The 18,435-nt window shown below is 27.8% G+C and carries 16 protein-coding genes, 1 tRNA gene and 1 other RNA gene; 7 read left to right on the forward strand and 11 right to left on the reverse strand.

Translation table 11 applies throughout. The features are described from left to right. The 6 genes from PHZ07_03795 to PHZ07_03820 all read left to right on the forward strand — a co-directional run. On the forward strand, positions 1-1,303 hold a 1,303-nt coding region (locus PHZ07_03795), incomplete at its 5' end, for a hypothetical protein (protein MDD3284690.1). Positions 1,304-1,500: 197 nt separating this feature from the next. Continuing rightward, the gene (locus tag PHZ07_03800) at positions 1,501-2,112 is read left to right on the forward strand and encodes a hypothetical protein (GenBank protein ID MDD3284691.1); all 612 of its coding nucleotides are present in this window, start codon (positions 1,501-1,503) and stop codon (positions 2,110-2,112) included. Between the two features lie 156 nt (positions 2,113-2,268). After that, positions 2,269-4,869, forward strand: coding sequence for a peptidoglycan DD-metalloendopeptidase family protein (locus tag PHZ07_03805; GenBank protein ID MDD3284692.1), 2,601 nt, complete (start codon positions 2,269-2,271; stop codon positions 4,867-4,869). Positions 4,870-4,935: 66 nt separating this feature from the next. Beyond that, on the forward strand, positions 4,936-5,832 hold the full coding sequence (locus tag PHZ07_03810; GenBank protein MDD3284693.1) for a serine hydrolase: 897 nt from the start codon (positions 4,936-4,938) through the stop codon (positions 5,830-5,832). Then, positions 5,829-6,704, forward strand: a complete 876-nt coding sequence (locus PHZ07_03815) for an HD domain-containing protein (protein ID MDD3284694.1) — start codon at positions 5,829-5,831, stop codon at positions 6,702-6,704. Before PHZ07_03810 ends, PHZ07_03815 begins: the two co-directional genes overlap by 4 nt. Before the next feature lies 1 nt (position 6,705). Then, entirely contained in the window at positions 6,706-7,671 is a 966-nt protein-coding gene (locus PHZ07_03820) for an L-histidine N(alpha)-methyltransferase (protein ID MDD3284695.1), read from the forward strand. A gap of 8 nt (positions 7,672-7,679) precedes the next feature. Here the strand turns inward: PHZ07_03820 and PHZ07_03825 are convergent, their stop codons facing one another. The 11 genes from PHZ07_03825 to smpB form a co-directional block, all read right to left on the reverse strand. Further along, positions 7,680-8,951, reverse strand: coding sequence for an ABC transporter permease (locus PHZ07_03825; GenBank protein MDD3284696.1), 1,272 nt, complete (start codon positions 8,949-8,951; stop codon positions 7,680-7,682). Continuing rightward, entirely contained in the window at positions 8,951-10,204 is a 1,254-nt protein-coding gene (locus PHZ07_03830; protein MDD3284697.1) for an ABC transporter permease, read from the reverse strand. The genes PHZ07_03825 and PHZ07_03830 overlap by 1 nt, the downstream gene beginning before the upstream one ends. A gap of 5 nt (positions 10,205-10,209) precedes the next feature. Then, positions 10,210-10,923 (reverse strand): ABC transporter ATP-binding protein, encoded by a 714-nt coding sequence (locus PHZ07_03835; protein MDD3284698.1) that lies wholly within the window; start codon positions 10,921-10,923, stop codon positions 10,210-10,212. Next, positions 10,923-12,614: an efflux RND transporter periplasmic adaptor subunit gene (locus tag PHZ07_03840; protein MDD3284699.1), complete on the reverse strand. Its 1,692-nt coding sequence runs from the start codon at positions 12,612-12,614 to the stop codon at positions 10,923-10,925. Before PHZ07_03840 ends, PHZ07_03835 begins: the two co-directional genes overlap by 1 nt. 71 nt (positions 12,615-12,685) lie before the next feature. Further along, positions 12,686-12,934, reverse strand: coding sequence for an AbrB/MazE/SpoVT family DNA-binding domain-containing protein (locus tag PHZ07_03845; protein MDD3284700.1), 249 nt, complete (start codon positions 12,932-12,934; stop codon positions 12,686-12,688). Between the two features lie 124 nt (positions 12,935-13,058). Beyond that, positions 13,059-13,135, reverse strand: a tRNA-Asp gene (locus PHZ07_03850). Between the two features lie 141 nt (positions 13,136-13,276). After that, positions 13,277-13,624, reverse strand: coding sequence for a 50S ribosomal protein L20 (gene rplT, locus PHZ07_03855; protein MDD3284701.1), 348 nt, complete (start codon positions 13,622-13,624; stop codon positions 13,277-13,279). 36 nt (positions 13,625-13,660) lie between these two features. Beyond that, positions 13,661-13,849: a 50S ribosomal protein L35 gene (locus PHZ07_03860; protein ID MDD3284702.1), complete on the reverse strand. Its 189-nt coding sequence runs from the start codon at positions 13,847-13,849 to the stop codon at positions 13,661-13,663. Positions 13,850-13,853: 4 nt separating this feature from the next. Continuing rightward, complete coding sequence (gene infC, locus PHZ07_03865; protein MDD3284703.1) at positions 13,854-14,435, reverse strand: translation initiation factor IF-3; 582 nt, start codon at positions 14,433-14,435, stop codon at positions 13,854-13,856. Continuing rightward, positions 14,412-14,793, reverse strand: a transfer-messenger RNA (tmRNA) gene (ssrA, locus tag PHZ07_03870). The genes infC and ssrA overlap by 24 nt, the downstream gene beginning before the upstream one ends. Before the next feature lie 412 nt (positions 14,794-15,205). Continuing rightward, positions 15,206-15,664: an SsrA-binding protein SmpB gene (gene smpB, locus PHZ07_03875; protein ID MDD3284704.1), complete on the reverse strand. Its 459-nt coding sequence runs from the start codon at positions 15,662-15,664 to the stop codon at positions 15,206-15,208. A gap of 349 nt (positions 15,665-16,013) precedes the next feature. Here smpB and PHZ07_03880 point away from each other — a divergent pair. After that, a partial coding sequence (locus PHZ07_03880; protein MDD3284705.1) for a hypothetical protein occupies positions 16,014-18,435 on the forward strand: 2,422 nt, incomplete at its 3' end.

Below are 18,435 nucleotides of genomic sequence, written 5' to 3' on the forward strand. Positions count from 1 at the left end.
TACAGAATCAGGTTCTTCTAATGCAGTTGAAGATGTAATTAATACAGTAAGTGCTGATACAGAATCAGGTTCTTCTAATGCAGTTGAAGATGTAATTAATACAGTAAGTGCTGATACAGAATCAGGTTCTTCTAATGCAGTTGAAGATGTAATTAATACAGTAAGTGCTGATACAGAATCAGGTACAGGAGTAGAACAGGTTGTAAGTGATGCAGCACAATCTGATACAGGATCAGGTTCTTCTAATGCAGTTGAAGATGTAATTAGTATGGTAAATAATGTAGAAGATAGGGAAGTTATTTTAGAAGGTTTTAAAATATCTGCAAGTGATGAAATAAAAGATAGAATAGTTGAGAGAATTTCAGATGCAGATGTAAAAGGTGAAGAAATTAATATAGATAAATCAGATGGTTTTGAGATTCAAGATAGAGAAGTCACAAAACTTATATATGTTGGTACAGATGAAGATGGGGATAAAGTTTTTGAATTTCAATCTGGAGATCAAAAAATAGGAGAAGCTACATTTGATATAAATGACGCACAAAATAAAGTAATTTTAGAAGATGTAAAAATTAATTTTGAATCTGGTATTTCTTATAAAGAATATGGCTTAGATAGTTTTTATTCTCCAGATGATGATTCTATAAAGTTTGATAATATTCAGAAGATAAGTAGTCAATTAAACAATTTAAAACCCGGTGATTCTTTGGAGGATATAAATATTAGATTGAATAGTGGAAAAAATATAGAGGATCTTAGATTTTTGGGTGAAAATGGTGGTAGGTATATTTTTGACTCTAATCAATCTGGATCAGAACATATCATTTTTGAACCAGAATACAGTGGAGAGGATTTACAAGAGATAAAAGTAGTTAGACCAAATGAGAGTGATATTAGGCTTTTGAATAGACCAAGCGATGAAATACAAAATAATAATGTAAGAGAAATGCATTTTGATGAACCTGGAAGAAAAGGTGATGTAATAACAGAAGTAGGAGATAATTCTTTAAGACAAACTGTTGATATGCAATTAAGTGGAAAAATTCTCGAATATTCTAATAATAAATCTTATGATTTGTATGAACTTTTACAAAATAATAAGATAAAAAATGAAGCAAAACTTTTAGATTTTATGATTGATGTTAAAAAAGAATTTTCTGGTAATGGCACTTTGGAAGATATAGATAAAAATAATTGGTCTGGAATTTTTAAATCATTTAAAAAAAATCCAAATAGTCCAGTGTTAAAGAATCTAATTGAAGAAAATATGATGTTATTCGTATCTAAATTACAAGGAAAATAGTTTTTTAAATAAAACTAATAAGTAATGTTTAAGTAATATTATCTTGTCATCATAAGCCGTCTTGTATTTGTGTGTATATTTGTATTTTATTAATATATAATTTTTGTTAAATTTAACTTATTATAAAAGGGTCATTTGGATCCTTTTATTTTTTTAATAAATAAATGTCCAGTTATAAAAATTGGACAAACAAAATTATGAAAGACAAAATTTTTATAATTACAATAGTTGTTCTATTGTGTTTAGCTTCTTATTTTTTAATTAATAATACAGACAAATTAAAATCTATTGATATTTTAGAAAAAAATATTGAAGAATGTAAAAATAATTGTAGTATTGAAATTTCAAGTAATGAAAAAGTTATTAATGATATTATAAATGTAGATAAGACAGATGATTCTGTTTCAAATTCGATTGATGATAATTGTTTTTCTTATATAAGTGGAATTTTGGATTTAGGCGAAGAAAACATGATACAAAATGGTATGTATGTTTGTGCAAAAAATTTGAGTAGTAAACAATATTATTGCACATCAGAAATTATAAAAAATTATAATAATTCTAATAAAAGAGGATATGAACTTATAGTTCCTATTGGTACATATCAATTAGCTGGTATTTATCCACATTCGATAGACTCAAATTATCCACTTAAAGAATTTAAACATAGCAGATGTTCTTTTAATGGAGTTTGTGAAGAACTACTTATTTCATTTACCGTCTCTTGTAATGAGAGAAAAGAAAATATAAATTTAAATAATAGTGGGCTTACTGAAATTTTTAAAAATTTTAATATTTATAAAAAATAATTATTTTTGTATTTTAAAAACTTAATATAAGGGGAAAAGCGATTTATGAAAATTTTTAAGGGTCATGCATTTTTTGTTTGACCTTTTTTGTTTAAGAAAAGAAACAAAAAAATATTGTCATCCTTCGCCAAGGCTTCGGATGACAAGGAGGAAAAAATGAAAACAAGACAATTTGTATTGGTAGCCATTTTTACGGTGGCTTTTGGGATGAACTCATTATGGTCGGATGACCATATATTCACTTTGCCAGTAGCTGGTAATGATATTAAAGTAAATCACGCCTGGTATTATGATCAAAATGTCGGTGGTGGATTGCATCGCGCAATTGATTATACCTCAAATCAAGGTTCTGGAATTATCGAAGGAAGAGATGTGCTTTCTGCCTATGGTGGAGTTGTATCTAATGCCATAAACAATGTTCCAAACAATACTGGTATTGACTATGGTAATTATGTAAAAATTGATCATGGTAATGGTTATGAGACATTATATGGTCATATGCTTTTTGGAAGTGTACCTGTAAATGTTGGTGATTATGTGCATCAAGGACAAACAATTGGAAATGTTGGAAATACAGGAAATTCAACTGGGCCTCATTTACACTTTGAGCTTATCTATAATGGAGAAAAAGTTGATCCTTATGGTTGGTACTCTTATCCAGGACCACCTTATCCAAATTGTAATCCAGAAGAATATTATTGGACAGAGAGTCCACCAGTTCATTCTCCTAATATTGCACTAGAAAGGTTATTGCCGGATGATCTCATTGTTCATGTAACGGGTACTCCAGATTACTACAGAATTGAAGATAATTTGATGAGGCATATACCATCAGAAAATGTTTTTCATTCCTGGGGTTTTAATTGGGATGAAGCGGTAGAGATAACTCAAGATGAATTTTCTGACTTTGCGCAAGGAGCTGATTTGGAGGTTATGGTTGGTGCTTGTGTATATGATCAGAATTATCAGCGGTGGATTTTTGATTATGCATCAAATACATCAAATGTTATTGTTAAAAGAAAAATTGATAATTGGCAAGCGCTAAATTATTCTATTGATGTTTGGATTCCTGTCACAAATATTTTTATGTTTGCTTTTAATCAAGGAGCAGATATATTGTCAGTAAGTGATTATCCATATGGAACTGTTTTACAAAATCAAAACAATTTATCAGAACGCTATGTTTTGGTAAAAGGCAGTGCTTATGGATATCAGAATCAAAAAGTAAAACTTCCACTTTTATCAAATGATGTTTATAATATCAATTATTATCATCATAATTTCAATGTTCCAGTTAGTAGCTCTGTATTATCAAGTTATCCTACAGTTACAAATTCTTATAGTACGATAATCGATGGAAAATTGATTTCAGGTTCCGGAGATGAAACTTATTATTTAGAAAATGGATACAAAAGACATATTCTTGATAATACTAGTTTCTCATATTATGGATTCAATTTTGCAAATGTGCAAAGTGTTGATGATGTAAATATTAACAATTTTCCAAGTGGACCAGATTTATTTTTTTCGCCATCTGGTGGGCCAGAAATTTATATTGGCGAAGGACTTGATGATGGTAATTTTGATTCTGGAATAACGTCGTATTGGAATTTTAATGATTGGCAAAATATTGCTGATTTTCAGGTAAATCATCAGGATGTTATATCTGGTTTTTATAGCGCAAGTATAAATATTCAATCAGCTGTAAACTATTATGATGTTGAATTAAAACAACTTGTGTCTGTAGAATCAGAGTTTATGTATCACTGTTCTTTTTGGGCAAAAGCCAATTCTACATCTTCTATAACTCTTACTTTGCAGAATGATATTTCTCCGTGGAATAATTATGGACTTTGGAAAGAAATAACATTGTCTAATAATTGGAGACGCTATCAATATATGTTTAATTGTAGTGATACAGATGATTTAGCAAGACTATCTTTTATGCTTGGATCTTGTGTGTCTAATATACAAATTGATTGTGTTGTATTCGAAAAGGTAGAAAATATTCCACCAACAGAGGGTAATTTACTTCTAAATGCTGATTTTGAATTGGGTCATTATGCTACGTGGACTATAGAAGATCACAATTTATCAGCTGTTTATTATGTAGATTTTGAGTCTTGTATTGATGAATATTCTCTTTTTGTAGATCCAAATCAAAATGCTTTTGATTATCAAGTTCAACTTTTGCAATGTGTGGATGTTGTATCTGGTATGACCTATTATTTGTCTTTTTATGCAAGGGCTGAAAGTAATAGGACAATAAGATTTAATCTTTATAACAATGGAGCTCCGTGGAATAATTATGGACTTTGGCAAGAAGTTGTAATTTCTACAGAATGGAATTTATATCAAGTCCAATTTGTAGCAACTCAATCTGGACGTCCTAGGTTTTCAATGAATTTTGGAGATCAAGATGTGGCATTGTGGATTGACAATATAAGAATATCAAATACAGTTTCAAATTCAGATAATTGTATATATGATACACAGATTACATTTTCAAATTATCCAAATCCATTTAATCCAGAGACGAGAATTGAATATAGTATTCCTACAAATAGAGGAGAACTTATAATTTACAATATTAAAGGACAAGTTGTAAAACGTTCTCTTCTAAGTAATAAGAATTCAAGTTTTTTATGGAATGGCTCTAGTGATGATGGAGAAAAAGTTGGAAGTGGTGTGTATTTTTACACTATAAAATGTCAAAATTATTCCACAAGTATAAAAAAAATGGTACTTGTAAAATAATAATATAGCAAAACCTTGGAGATTTGATGTCTTCAAGGTTTTGATTTTTTTATGTATAATGAATATATGAAAAAGAATATATTATTATTTTTGGTTTTTGTTTCCTTTGTTTTTCCAAACGTGTCTTTTGCTATAGAAAAAGATATAAATTATGTAGATTTTACTAAATGGTATGAAGAAAAGTTTAAGGTTTCTGTTCCTTTTAAAGCTGTTGCTATCTTGGATTATAACACATCTGAGCCATTGTATTATTTTCAAGAAAGAAAGCAAATGCCAAGTGCAAGCTTAATAAAGCTAGTTACAGCAGGAACATTTTTGCAATTTCCTATAGATTGGAACAAAAATGTCTCTTTTTCTTATAATGATAATGAGGGAGATTTGAGGAAATATGTCGGACCAAAGGATAGTTTTGTTTTGTTAAGAATAGATGATAAAGACTCTATAAGTGTAAAAAACATGTTTGCATCAATGCTTATTATATCAGCAAATAACAGTGCAAATGCTATTTCTTATATTCCTGGAGTTAGCAAAGAGACGTTTATTGATGCAATGCGTGGTGTTGCAAAAACTTGGAAAATGGAAGATACTAAAATAGATGATCCTTCTGGACTTTCATTGGGTGATATTACAACAGCTCGTGATATGGCTTTTGCAACATGTTATGCTTTCAAAAATCCTAAAATATCAGAGTTTTCATCAAAACCAGAATTTAATTTCCTAACTAATTTAGGTCAAGAAAAAAAGTTAAAACACACTGTATATGATCTAAGAAATAATTCAGATAATTATTTTGGTGCAAAGACTGGATTTTTGTATGAGACAAGATTTCATTTGGTAGCTGGATTTATTACACCAAAAAATCAAAAAATTTGCGTATCAATACTTAGTACAAATACTAGAAAAGAATCAGAAGATATTTTAAATATATTGGGTGATTGGGTGGATGATATGTATAAACTATGATTAAAAAAGAAAAAAAGTTTATAAATTTGATTTCAGATTGTTCTAAAAAAGACATGAATATTTTGATTTCTGCTCTTGATTTTTCTATTAAAGTTCATAGAGGGCAAAAGCGTAAGTCCGGAGAAGATTATGTGATTCATCCTATATCTGTAGCGCATAATATATATAAAAAATATAAAGATATAAATTTAACAGTAGCTGCGTTACTTCATGATGTAGTTGAAGATGGACAATGGATAAATATGCGCAAAATATATAAGAAATTTGGGGGTGATGTAGGCTTTATAGTAGATGCAGTGACAAAGACGACTAATCATTATTATAATAATAAAAAAATATTTTCTGATAAGATAGGAAAAATGCTTTGGGGTGGAATGAAAGATCCAAGAGTATTATTGTTAAAAATTTTTGATAGAGAAAATAATTTATCTGATTTGGAAAATTTAACTTCTCATAAACAGGTTAGAATGTCATTTGAAACACAGGCTATATATTATCCACTACATAAAATTTTACAAATAAACAAAGAGTTAACATTAAAAGAGACGGGAAAAATATTTAATGCATTTTTGTTAAATAATAATATAAAAGATGAAAATCAGTTAAAAGATTATTTATTAAAAGATTGTTTTTTTGAAATATCAAATTATATGTATAATATGATTTATAAAAATAGTGATAGGGTTATTTGGACTATTGAAGATAAATCTTTTTATTCAGATTTGTGTAATGATAAAAATTTTTATAATACCATAAGTCTTTTATCTCTTTGGTCGGATGGAAAAAATTTTAGAGCAGCTTTTTCTTTTAAAAAAGGAATTATTCCAAATAATATAAATACAAAATTTAAAATATTAAAATATAAAAAATAATATGAAACCAAAAATACATAGCTTAATTTCAGATTCAGAATTAGACGTAGGATTATTAGATGATTTAAAAGATAGAATTTTGGATCAAAAGCATTTTTACACTGGAGAATTGGCAGCAAATTTGTATTACAAAAATAAGTTTGCAAAAAAAACATATTTTAAGAATAGTTTAGGTATGAATAATTATATTAATTTTTTTAATAAAAATGTTCCTATCAAACAAGAAAATACAGCACTTATATCTCTTGGTTGTGGAGATTCTGATTTTGAAAAAATTATATTAGATTCACTTGAAATAGAAGGATCAAATTTTTCTTATATTGGCGTAGATTCATCTAGATATATGTTGGAGCTTTCTGCTAAAAAACTAGAAAAATCAAAATTTAAAAATAGTCTTGTATGTGGAGATTTTTCATCTCATAATTTTAGATCCGAAATAGGATATTTGATTAATGATTATAAAAATAAAGTATTTGGACTTTTGGGCGGTACTATAGGAAATATTATTCCAACAAATATTGTTGATACTTTAGGTAACATGCTTAATAAAGGTGATTATCTATGGGTTACTTTAGTTTTAAGAGAAGGTCTTGATGAAGAACATAATTTTGAAATATTTAATTATTATGCACAATATTTGAATGATAGTGCTGTATCACAATTTAAATTCAATCCACTTAAAAAGTTAAAAGTTCCATATGAAAATGGAAAACTTGTTTTGGAAATGCAAAAAGAGGACTTTATAGGAGCTTTAAAATTTATATTTAGTTTTGAGTTTACAAAAAAAACAGTTATTAGTTTTAGAGATGAAAAAATAATAATTTTGCCAGGAGAAAAAATAGAATTGTTAAATAATAGAGCTTATGATATGAATATATTTAAGAAATTTTTTATTGAGCATGATTTTAAATGTGTTGCAGAAGAAAGTAAGGGGCGTAGAGGACAAATATTACTTATGAAAAAATAATTTTATATTTATTTTTGTAAAGCGGTTATTGGATCTAATCCAGCCGCTTTTTTTGCTGGAAAAACTCCAAAAATTAATCCACAAGAAACTGCAAATCCTATTGATGTTAAAAATCCCTCAATAGGTATTGCTAATCGCCAGTCAATTCCAAATTTATTTGCAATAAGCGCTATTAAGGCAGATAATCCTATTCCAAAAATTATTCCAATTATTGCGCCAAAGATAGATATTATAGTAGCTTCCATAAGAAATTGCCACATTATGTCAAGATATTTTGCACCGACTGCTTTTCTAAGTCCTATTTCAAATGTTCTTTCACTTACAACAACATACATTATATTCATGATTCCAACTCCTGCAACTATAAGAGAAACAGCTACAATTGCAAGAAGTAATATTGTAATATATTTTGTGATAGAATTTAATGTGTTCATCATTTCTTCCATTGTGACAACAGCAAAATCATCTAGTGCAGGAATATCTTCAGGATTATCTATGTTATGATTTTCTCTTAATATTAATTTTATTTGTTGTGCGGTGTCATCCGTTAATTTTACATTATTTAATTCATGTATCATATACATAAGATAATCAATTCCCAAAACCTTTTTTTGAATAGTTCTAATAGGTATATAGGCATAATTATCAAAATCCATTCCCATCATTGCACCTCTTTCTTTCATTATTCCTATTACTCTATATTTTGTTTTTCCGAGTGTTATAAAATTTTCAACAGCAGGAGAGTCGTTAAATAGATCTTGTTTTATTTTAGATCCTAATACAATAACTTTTGCAAGTGACTTGTCTTCCGCATCACTAAAAAATCTTCCCTCTTTTATCTCACTTTTATCTATATCTATAAAAGAAGCATTTACACCCATTAGAAATATTTTTTTTCTTTTATTTTCATAAGATGCAAGTTCTTGACCCATTATGGCACCATATCCAGATTTTATATTTGGTAGTTTTTCTATATCTTCAACATCTTTTAATGTCATTGTTGTTATTTGAATGCCTTGAGCCATTCCAGTTGCTGAGCCAGTGTTTTGGGATACCTCACTTTTGTTTTTATCTGTAGGTATTCTTATTTCAGTTTCTATTATATTTGTTCCAAAAGATTCTATTTGACCAGTTATGAGACCTCTAATACCTTCGCCAGCAGAAAAAACTACAATAATACTTGATACTCCAATTACCATACCTAAAACAGTCAAAATAGTTCTGCTTTTATTATGTATCATTGAATTAATAGCGAGTTGTATAGAGTTTTTTATTGTCATTATTCGTATCTTAACGCTTCTATTGGATTAAGTTTGCTAGCTTTTTTGGCTGGGTATATTCCAAATATCAATCCAATGGATGTTGAAACAACAAGGCCCATAATTATAGAATATGCTGATATATGAAATCCCCAATTATATTTTAATAAATTCATTATTACACTTATTAAAAATGATACAAGTATTCCAAAAATAATTCCTATTGTTCCACCAATAAGAGTTAAAAATGTTGATTCTATTAAAAATTGTGTAAGTATATTTTTGTTATTTGCACCAAGTGCTTTTCTAAGACCTAGTTCATTTGTTCTTTCACTTACATTTACAAGCATTATATTCATAATTCCAATTCCACCAACAACGAGAGATATAGCTGCCATTGCTGCTAAGAAAAATTTTAAAGCATTTGTAATAGTTGTTACAATATCCATTGCTTCAGCAGCACTTCTAACGCTAAAGTCATCATTTTCTCCACTAGAATCTTTTATAGAATGTCTTTCTCTTAATGTTTTTTCGGCATCTATTATAGCAAGAGGTACATTTTTTTCATAATCTACTTTTGCTCTTATAATTCCAACATGATTTACACCCAGAATTAATTTTTGCATTGTTTTTATAGGAACAAATACTCTACCGTCAAAACTTTGAAATCCTACATTTCCTTTTTCTTTCATTATACCTATAACTTCAAATACTTGTTTTTTGATTTTGATTTTTTGTCCTATAGCTTCTGAATTTCCAAAAAGATCCTTTTTTATTTGACTTCCTAGAACAGCAACCTTTGCTAAATTTGTTTCTTCACTTTCTGTAAAGAATCTTCCAAATTCCATTTCAGCATCAGAAACATATAAATGGTCAACGTTTGTACCACTTATATCTGTGTTTATACTGTTTGATTTCCAACCTACATTTACACTACCATTTGAATATGCTGCAACAGAGATTATGTTTTGAGAATTCTTTTTTTCTAAGAGAGCTTTTGCGTCTTCATATGTAAGAGTCGTAATGACTATTCCCATAACAGAAGCAGGTGGACCATTTTTTTCTGATTTTCCTGGCATTATACTTATAGAATCGGTTCCAAGACTTTTTATTTGCGAAAGAATCAAATCTTGTGCGCCATTTCCAATAGAAGTAATTACTATAACAGCAGAAACTCCAATTATTATTCCAAGCATAGTTAAGAAACTCCTAGCTTTATTGGCTAGAAGAGACATAATAGATATTTTTGCGGATTGTTTAACTAATTCAAACATGAATTTTATTTTATACCAATTTCATTTTTTGCTATTTTTTTATCTTTTACGGCATAATCTTCTACTATTTCTCCATCAATTATTTTTATTATTCTGTCTGCATGTTCTGCGGTAGATGTTTCATGTGTTACCAAAATTATTGTATGTCCCATGTTATTTAATTCTTGAAGTATTTCCATGATTTGTTTTCCAGATTTTGAATCCAAGTTTCCGGTTGGTTCATCAGCAAAAAGCACATCTGGATTATTGACAAGGGCACGAGCTATAGCTACTCTTTGTTTTTCTCCACCAGATATTTGATTTGTAAAATGATTTATTCTATGACTAAGTCCAACATCTTCTAGTATTTTTTTGGCTTTTGCTTCATGATTTTTTTTGTCTTTTGAATATATAAGAGGAAGCATTACATTTTCAAGTACAGTTGTTTTGGGCAACAAATGAAATGCCTGAAAAACAAATCCGATTTTTTCGTTTCTAAAATTGGCAAGTTCATTATCATTTAGTTTGGACACATCTTCTCCTTCAAATAAATATGTTCCACTTGTTTGTCTATCTAGTAAACCTAAAATATGCATTAGCGTTGATTTACCACTACCACTTGGACCCATAATTGAAACGAATTCGCCCTTTTCTATATTAAAAGAAACATCGCATAAAACTTTTGTAGTCGCTTCACCATTTTCATATTCTTTTGATATGTTTTTTATTGTTAGTAGCATTATTTTTTGTTTTCTGTTGATGAGGTTATTATTTGATCGTTTTCGTTTAATCCAGATATTACTTCTACCATTCCATTGTCTCCATAAATACCTGTTTTTATTGATATTTCTTTGGGTGAATTATTTTCAAGAATTTTTATAAATTGTCCATCTCCATTTCTGTCTATAATAGCACGTGATGGAATTATAAGTACATCATCTTTTTCTTTCGTTTTTATGATTACATTTGCAGTCATGCCGGGTTTAATATTTTCTTCTAGTTCGAGTGGTATATCAAACGCTATTTTTATTTTATAATATATAACATCTTGAATGACTGTTTCAGCTGGATTTATATCATAAACTATTCCATACAATTTTTGATCACTTGATAATGCATCAAGAGATATTTCTACTGAATCATCATTTTTTACCTTTATTATATCTGATTCAGAAATATCAACTTCTATTTCGAGTTTACCATCAGAGAGCATTTTTATAGCAGGTTGTGTTGATGAAAATTGCTCACCCTTTTTATATGCTACGTCTGTAATTATTCCATCTATAGGTGCTCTTATTATACTATTTTCAATTTGATTTCTGATAGACTCTATATTTGATTGGGCTTGTCTAACTTGAGCTTCATATAATGATACATCTTGATTTCTTGCTGGTGCTTTCAATTCTTCTAATTGTGCTTTTGCAAGTTGCCATGAACTATAGTATGAATCTACTTTTGATTGAGCATTTGTAATTTGTTGACTTCCAGAAATTGCTCCGTAATTATTTAATTCTGTATCATTTAAATTATCAAGTGCTGTTTGTGTAGAGGATAGTGCAGTACTAATAATTGTTTGTTGTGCGCTAACTGTAGATTTATGAGCATCCAGTTGTGTTTGTGTAAATGTACTAGATGTTATTGTATTTTCTAACATTCTATAGCCATCAAGGAGTGTATTAAATGTAGAATTGATAGAGGCAATTGTTTTATTTAGTGCTATTTTGATATCACTTCTGCTTTTTGTGCTCCTAGCTTTATTTATTGATATTTTTGTGTTTATTATTGAGTTTTTACTTGATTCATAGGATGTCTCTATTTTATATAAAGAGCCAGTTTCTTTTACTCCGAATAAATATTCTGCATCATCATCATCTAAAATTGTTTTTATATTATCAATTGCTATTTGAGCTTTTGAAATATTAGTATCCATTGATATTAGAGCATCTGTTTCTGCCTGAGATGATCCTTCGTTTACACTTGCTTTGATTTCCTCTAATTCATTAAGAGCTGATTTGTATTCTGTTTCTGCCTTGTCTACACTTACTTGTTTTACATTTATTGCATATGAAGTTGCTCCAGTTTTTAATTTATCCAAATTTGCTTTTGCAATATCTAGACTTGCATTTGCATCTTTTATCCTAATTGATAAATCTTTATAATCCAATTCTGCTAGGATTTGATCTGTAGTTACTTTGTCTCCAGTTTTAACATTGACTTTTGATATTTTGCCAATATTTTGAAAGTTTAGTTCTATTTCGTCGGCAGGTTTTATAGTTCCGGTTTCACTTACGGTTTGTATTAATTTGGATTTTTGTACAGCCTCTGTTGTATAAACAATTTTTGGCTTTTTCATAAATATTACCAAGACTACTATTGTCATAATTATAATAATAGTAAGAGATGTTAATATTATCTTTTTCTTTTTTGTCATAAAAATAATTATTTTATTAATTTTATTGTTTTATTATTTTGGTTGTTTGAAATAAAAAAATATTTGTAAAACTATATTTTCTCAGTTTTTATTTTATGTATTGTTTCTAGTTGTTTTGCAAGGTGTTTTTCTATTTTTGCTAGATTTTCCAATTTAGCAAAGACAAGCATTTCAGAATTCATTCCAAAGACGAGCATTTTTTCACCTTTTTTTATGTTTAATCTATTTCTTGCTTCTGATGGAATAACAATTTGCCCTTTTTCACCAAGGGTTGTTGTTCCATAAAATTGACCTTGTTTTTCTTCTTTTTGTTTTATCATATTGTAATTATAACATATTTAGTGATATCTTACAAGTAGGAAGTGTAGGAATAAAATTTGATATTTTATACTTTTGACAAATAAAAAAGAGGACAATGTCCTCTTGAAAGTTTTTGGGTTTTTTTGGCGGAACGGAAGGGACTCGAACCCTCGACCTCCTGCGTGACAGGCAGGCGTTCTAACCAACTGAACTACCGCTCCATCAAAAAAACCCAAATTTTCAAATACAAATGATTGATATAATTATGTCTTTTTTATAAAACTACTTGCCCCGCATACAATAATTTATTATAAAATAAATTGCGGGGAACTACCGCTCCATCAAAAAACCCAAAGTATAAGTTATTTTTTGATTTGTTTTATTATATTTTCAAATACTTCTGGATTATTCTCTGCTATGTCTGCAAGTACTTTTCTGTCTAAATCTATATTATTCTTTTTTAGTAAATCAATAAATCTACTGTATGATAATTCATACTGTCTTACTGCAGCATTTAATTTTGTTTGCCACAACCTTCTGAAGTCTCCTTTTTTCTTTCTTCTATCTCCTAAAGCATTTACTCCAGCTTTTTTTACAGCAGTTATAGCTTGTTTGATTTTTGATTTTCTACCCCAATGATACCCTTTTGCTAATTTTAATATGTTTTTTCTTTTCTTTACATGTATAACACCTCTTTTTACTCTTGGCATATATTTGTATAATTTTAAATTATTAAGGTGAAAAAATTATAAATATTTTTTCATATTTTTGCTAATAGATTTACTTAGGGACTTGTCTCTTCTTTTATTTCTTGTTTTATTTCCACTTTCTGTTGTATTGAAATGATCTTGTCCTTTTGCTCTTGCTATTATTTTTCCGCTTTTTGTAATTTTAACTCTTTTTGTTAGAGCTTTGAAAGTTTTTAATTTTCCCATATGTTTATTTAGATTTTATAATTATTGATATTTTTCCACCTAGTATTTTGAGTTCTTGTTCCATTACTATTTTATCTTTTATTTCTGATAATAATTTTTCCACTACTTCTTTTGCAAGATCTGTATGTTGTTTTTCTCTTCCTTTTAGATTTAATTCAACTCTTACTTTATGTTTTTGACCTAGAAATTTTTCTACCTGTTTCTTTTTTACATCCAAGTCATGTTGACCTATTTTAAATGATAATCTTATTATTTTTGTTAAAACTTTTTTTGGTGATACGCTTTTTTGTTTTTTTGATTTATCGTATTGAAATTGTCCATAGTCTAATATTTTGCAAACAGGGGGTTCTATATTAGGTGAAACTTCTACTAAATCTAATTCAGCATCTTGTGCCTTCGATATAGCATTTCTAATATCCATTAAACCTAATTGTTCGCCATTTTCTCCTATAACAAAAACTTGAAGAGCTTTTATTTGATAATTAGCTTTATATTTTTTTTCAAATTTATTCTTTTTGTATGGATTTTTTTTTCCTATATATTTGTGATTAACAAAATTATATGGTGGAGATGAGGGGTATTGCACCCCTGTCTACATATTATACAATTCTTTGTCTACAAGATTAGTTTATTTTATGTTCTTAGAATTAATTTTAAAATAAACAAAACATTAATTCCAAAGTCTATTTGTATTTTCATTTCACGTAATAGACAATTATGAAATATAACCTAATATTTTGACACCCTCTTTTCTTTATTAGGTATCAAGAGGGAGGATGGCTTAACTTTTTTGTTAAGCTGTTACTGCATTGAAGCTAAAACCTGTAAAAAGATTTTTTGCTTTTTCAGTTATTTTGTTGACAGTTGTTATGTCTGGTTTTTACAAGCACCACTTGTCTTGCTAAAGAGCTATATTAAGGTATGCATCAATTTTTGACATCCCCTTATTAAAAATAATTATACATTTGTATGTATAATTATGCAATAAGTATATCCCTAATTTGCTATTTTGTCAAATGATAAGTATTTTCATAATTATATAAACTATTGTATTTTAACTCAAATATTAATTTATATTTTTTATATAATTATAATTTTTTGTAGTTTTATTTTTTATTTGATTGATTGGATCTTATGCATATAGATTAATGTACTAAAAATAAATATTTGATTTTTTTGAAGTTATATATAATAGAGTAGACTAATAATATTTTTATATTTTTTACATTATAATAATTTTGGATTTAATTTATTTGGTATTTATTTTTTTATATATTTTATTTTTATTGTATTATATTTGTTTTAAAAAAGTTGGTTATAAAAAAACCAACTTTCTATTTCATAAAGTCCATATTTTTATACATTCAATTTATAGTCTCTTTGCATTTTTCTTTTTAGATCTTTGTTTTTTATATCATCCCTTTTGTCAAATTTTTTCTTACCCCTAGCTACACATATTTCAATTTTTATAAGTCCACCCTTTAAATATATTTTGTTTGGAATTATTGAGAATGTTTTTTGTTGAGAGTAAGATTTTAATTCTATTATTTCTTTTTTTGTAAGTAATAATTTTATAGTTCTGTTGAGTTTGTGTTTTATATTATTTAGATTAGATTTTTGATATAAGGCTATATTAAAATTGTATAGTATCGCCGTATCGGTTCCATCTATTTTTACATATGAGTCAGCATAATCTACTCTATTATTTTTAATAGATTTGACTTCATCACCGTATAAAATCATACCAGCTAAAAAAGTATCTCTGATTTCATATTGATATTCTATTTTTTTGTTTTTTGATATGAATTTTTCCATCTATTTATAATTCTTACTTTTATAATTTTAGTTTAGTTTAATATCAAAAATTAATCAATATTTTTATGTAATTCTGTGGATATCTTTTTTTATTATTTACAAAATTTAAAATCTTATCTTTTATAATAATTTATTAGAAAGATATTTATAATAGAGAGTGTATTATATATTATTTTTTATATTTGATTTTTGGCTTAAATAAGCTAAATTATGTATCGGATAATGTATTAAAAAAATATATCGGATAAAAATAAAATATATCGGTATTTATTATTGTATATATCGGATAAAGATTATATAATATTATATATACAATATAGGGTATAAAAATATAAAACAAAATTGGGATATGCTTGTCGATTCAAATAAAAAAAATAAAATAAATACGAATAATTATATTACTTTGACAGAGGCTACAGGGTATTGTTCATATTCCCAAGAATATTTGTCGCTACGTGCAAGACAGGGAAAATTGAAAGCTGTAAAAGTTGGTAGAAATTGGAAAACAAGAAAGGACTGGGTAGAGGAATATGAGAGAGAAAATTTTGTAGATGAGTTACAGCAAGAGATTGAAATTCAAGAAGATTATATTACTCTTTCAGAAGCTACAAAATATTGTTCATATTCCCAAGAATATTTGTCGCTACGTGCAAGACAGGGAAAATTGAAAGCTGTAAAAATTGATAAGGTTTGGAATACAACAAAAAAATGGATAGAGGAATATGAAACAGAAAACTTAGATTATGAAATCAAGTCTAATCCATTTATTTCCGAAAATGATTTGATAGATGTGAATACAAATTCTACAGGAAATGATTTATGTGTAAAAAATTATGTAAAGTATAGTCCAAATTTATTTGATGCATTTTTGACTCAAATTAATTTTTTTGATTTTTCGAAACTTAAAATTGATTTCAAAAATTTTATAGAATTATCTAGAAATATTTTTTCAGATTTTTATTCCTATCTTTCAAACAAAAATTTTACTTCAATATTTAGAGAAAAAAGAATTCCTAAATTTGAGTCCACAAATAAATATTCCTTAGACCAGGTTTTGAGATCTGCAAACTTTTCTATTGCAATAATTTTGTTATTCTTAATCGCAAAAACTATTTCTCCTTTTGCGATAAATTTTTATGAAGCAAATGCTAAGTTAATAAAAAAACCTTTATCGATAGCTATGGATAAATTGCTTGGTTCTTATAAAAATAATCTAGACAATGTTTTTGTAGAGTTGAATTCTTTTAATAAAAATTTATTAGATAATTATAAAAATATTCCAGAGAATATTTCAATCGCCAAAGTAATTTTTGAAAATAATATTTTGAGTTATAAAAATAATTTTGTAGATTCCAATGCCATATCTGAAGAAATTAATTTTTCTAAAATAATTTTGGTAAATAAGGGATTGTTATCTTATAATAATTTTTTTGTACCAAGCATAGAAAAAAATATAAAAAATTCGAAAACAAAAGTTTTGGGTGTAAGTGAATCAGTATTTGATTCGAGTAATAATTTTTCACAGGAGATAAAGTCAGATGTTGTTACTAGAAAAGTTTCAAAATTTTTATTTACTTTAAATAATTATAGAAATTTACCTAAAGAGATTTCAAAGAGAATTGCAATTAAATCGGAGGATTCAAATTTAGCTTTTTGGAAAAATGTTTTAGGAGCTGTAAAAGATGTATTGGGTATAGGAGATACTCAATATGTTTATAATTTTTCAAATAATAAAAATAATCAAGAATCATTGTCAGCTTCTAATTCCAATGTAACTCAAAATTATTATATAAATAAAACAGGTGAAATTATAAAAGTGGAAACAATAAAAATTGTTGAGCAAAATGGTATAAGGGGAGAAAAAGGTGTTAAGGGTGATAAGGGTGATCAAGGAGTAGCTGGAGAAAAAGGAGATATTGGTGAAACAGGTCCTAGGGGATTGGCTGGATCTGGAGGTGGATCTACTACAATAGTTCAGGGCGGGGATGCATATTTGAATGAAAATAATCGTTGGACAGGTACAAACAATTTTATATCCCAAGTTTTGGTTACAGATCTTGGAGTTGCTCGTTATTTGAGTACTGCAAATTTGTCTGTTGCTGATTCTTTATCTGTTCAGAGTATTGAAGATGGTGGAATAACTGTAAATGGAAATACTGCATTTAATGCCTCTGTTGTTTTTAATGATTTGGTAAATTTTAACTCTGGAATTAATCTATCAGGTAATTTAAGTGTTGGAGATATTAATTCTACAGGTACTTCAACACTTACAGATTTAATAGTTTTAGGAAATTCAGATTTTTCAAATTTATTAGCAGATAATTTAACAATTTATAATCTTAGTATATTAGCTACAACAACAGTTACAAACCTTAGCGTGAGTGATGGTGTTAATATTGCTTCAGGCATACCTATGACTACTACGAGTACACTTTATAATATAGGTGGTACATTGTATTGGGATGGTGAACCTGTTGGCTCTAGTGGAGTTGCTTCATCATCTGAGATAACTGGAGATTTTGAAGTTCATGGTGTATCAACACTTGCCACAACAACAATTGCAGAACTTACATTTGCAAATGCAACAGGAACAAATTTATATATATCAAATTTAATTAATACACCTAGTGGTAATTCGAACAATTGGAACACTGCATACAATTGGGGTGATCATTCAAGTGTAGGATATCTAACAGTAGAGTCAGATCCAATATGGAACTCTGCATCAACAAGTTTAACAGTTTCAAATTTTGCATCATCAAACATTTCAC

Source organism: Patescibacteria group bacterium, assembly GCA_028692545.1.
GTDB lineage: Bacteria > Patescibacteriota > Patescibacteriia > UBA1558 > S5-K13 > STD2-204.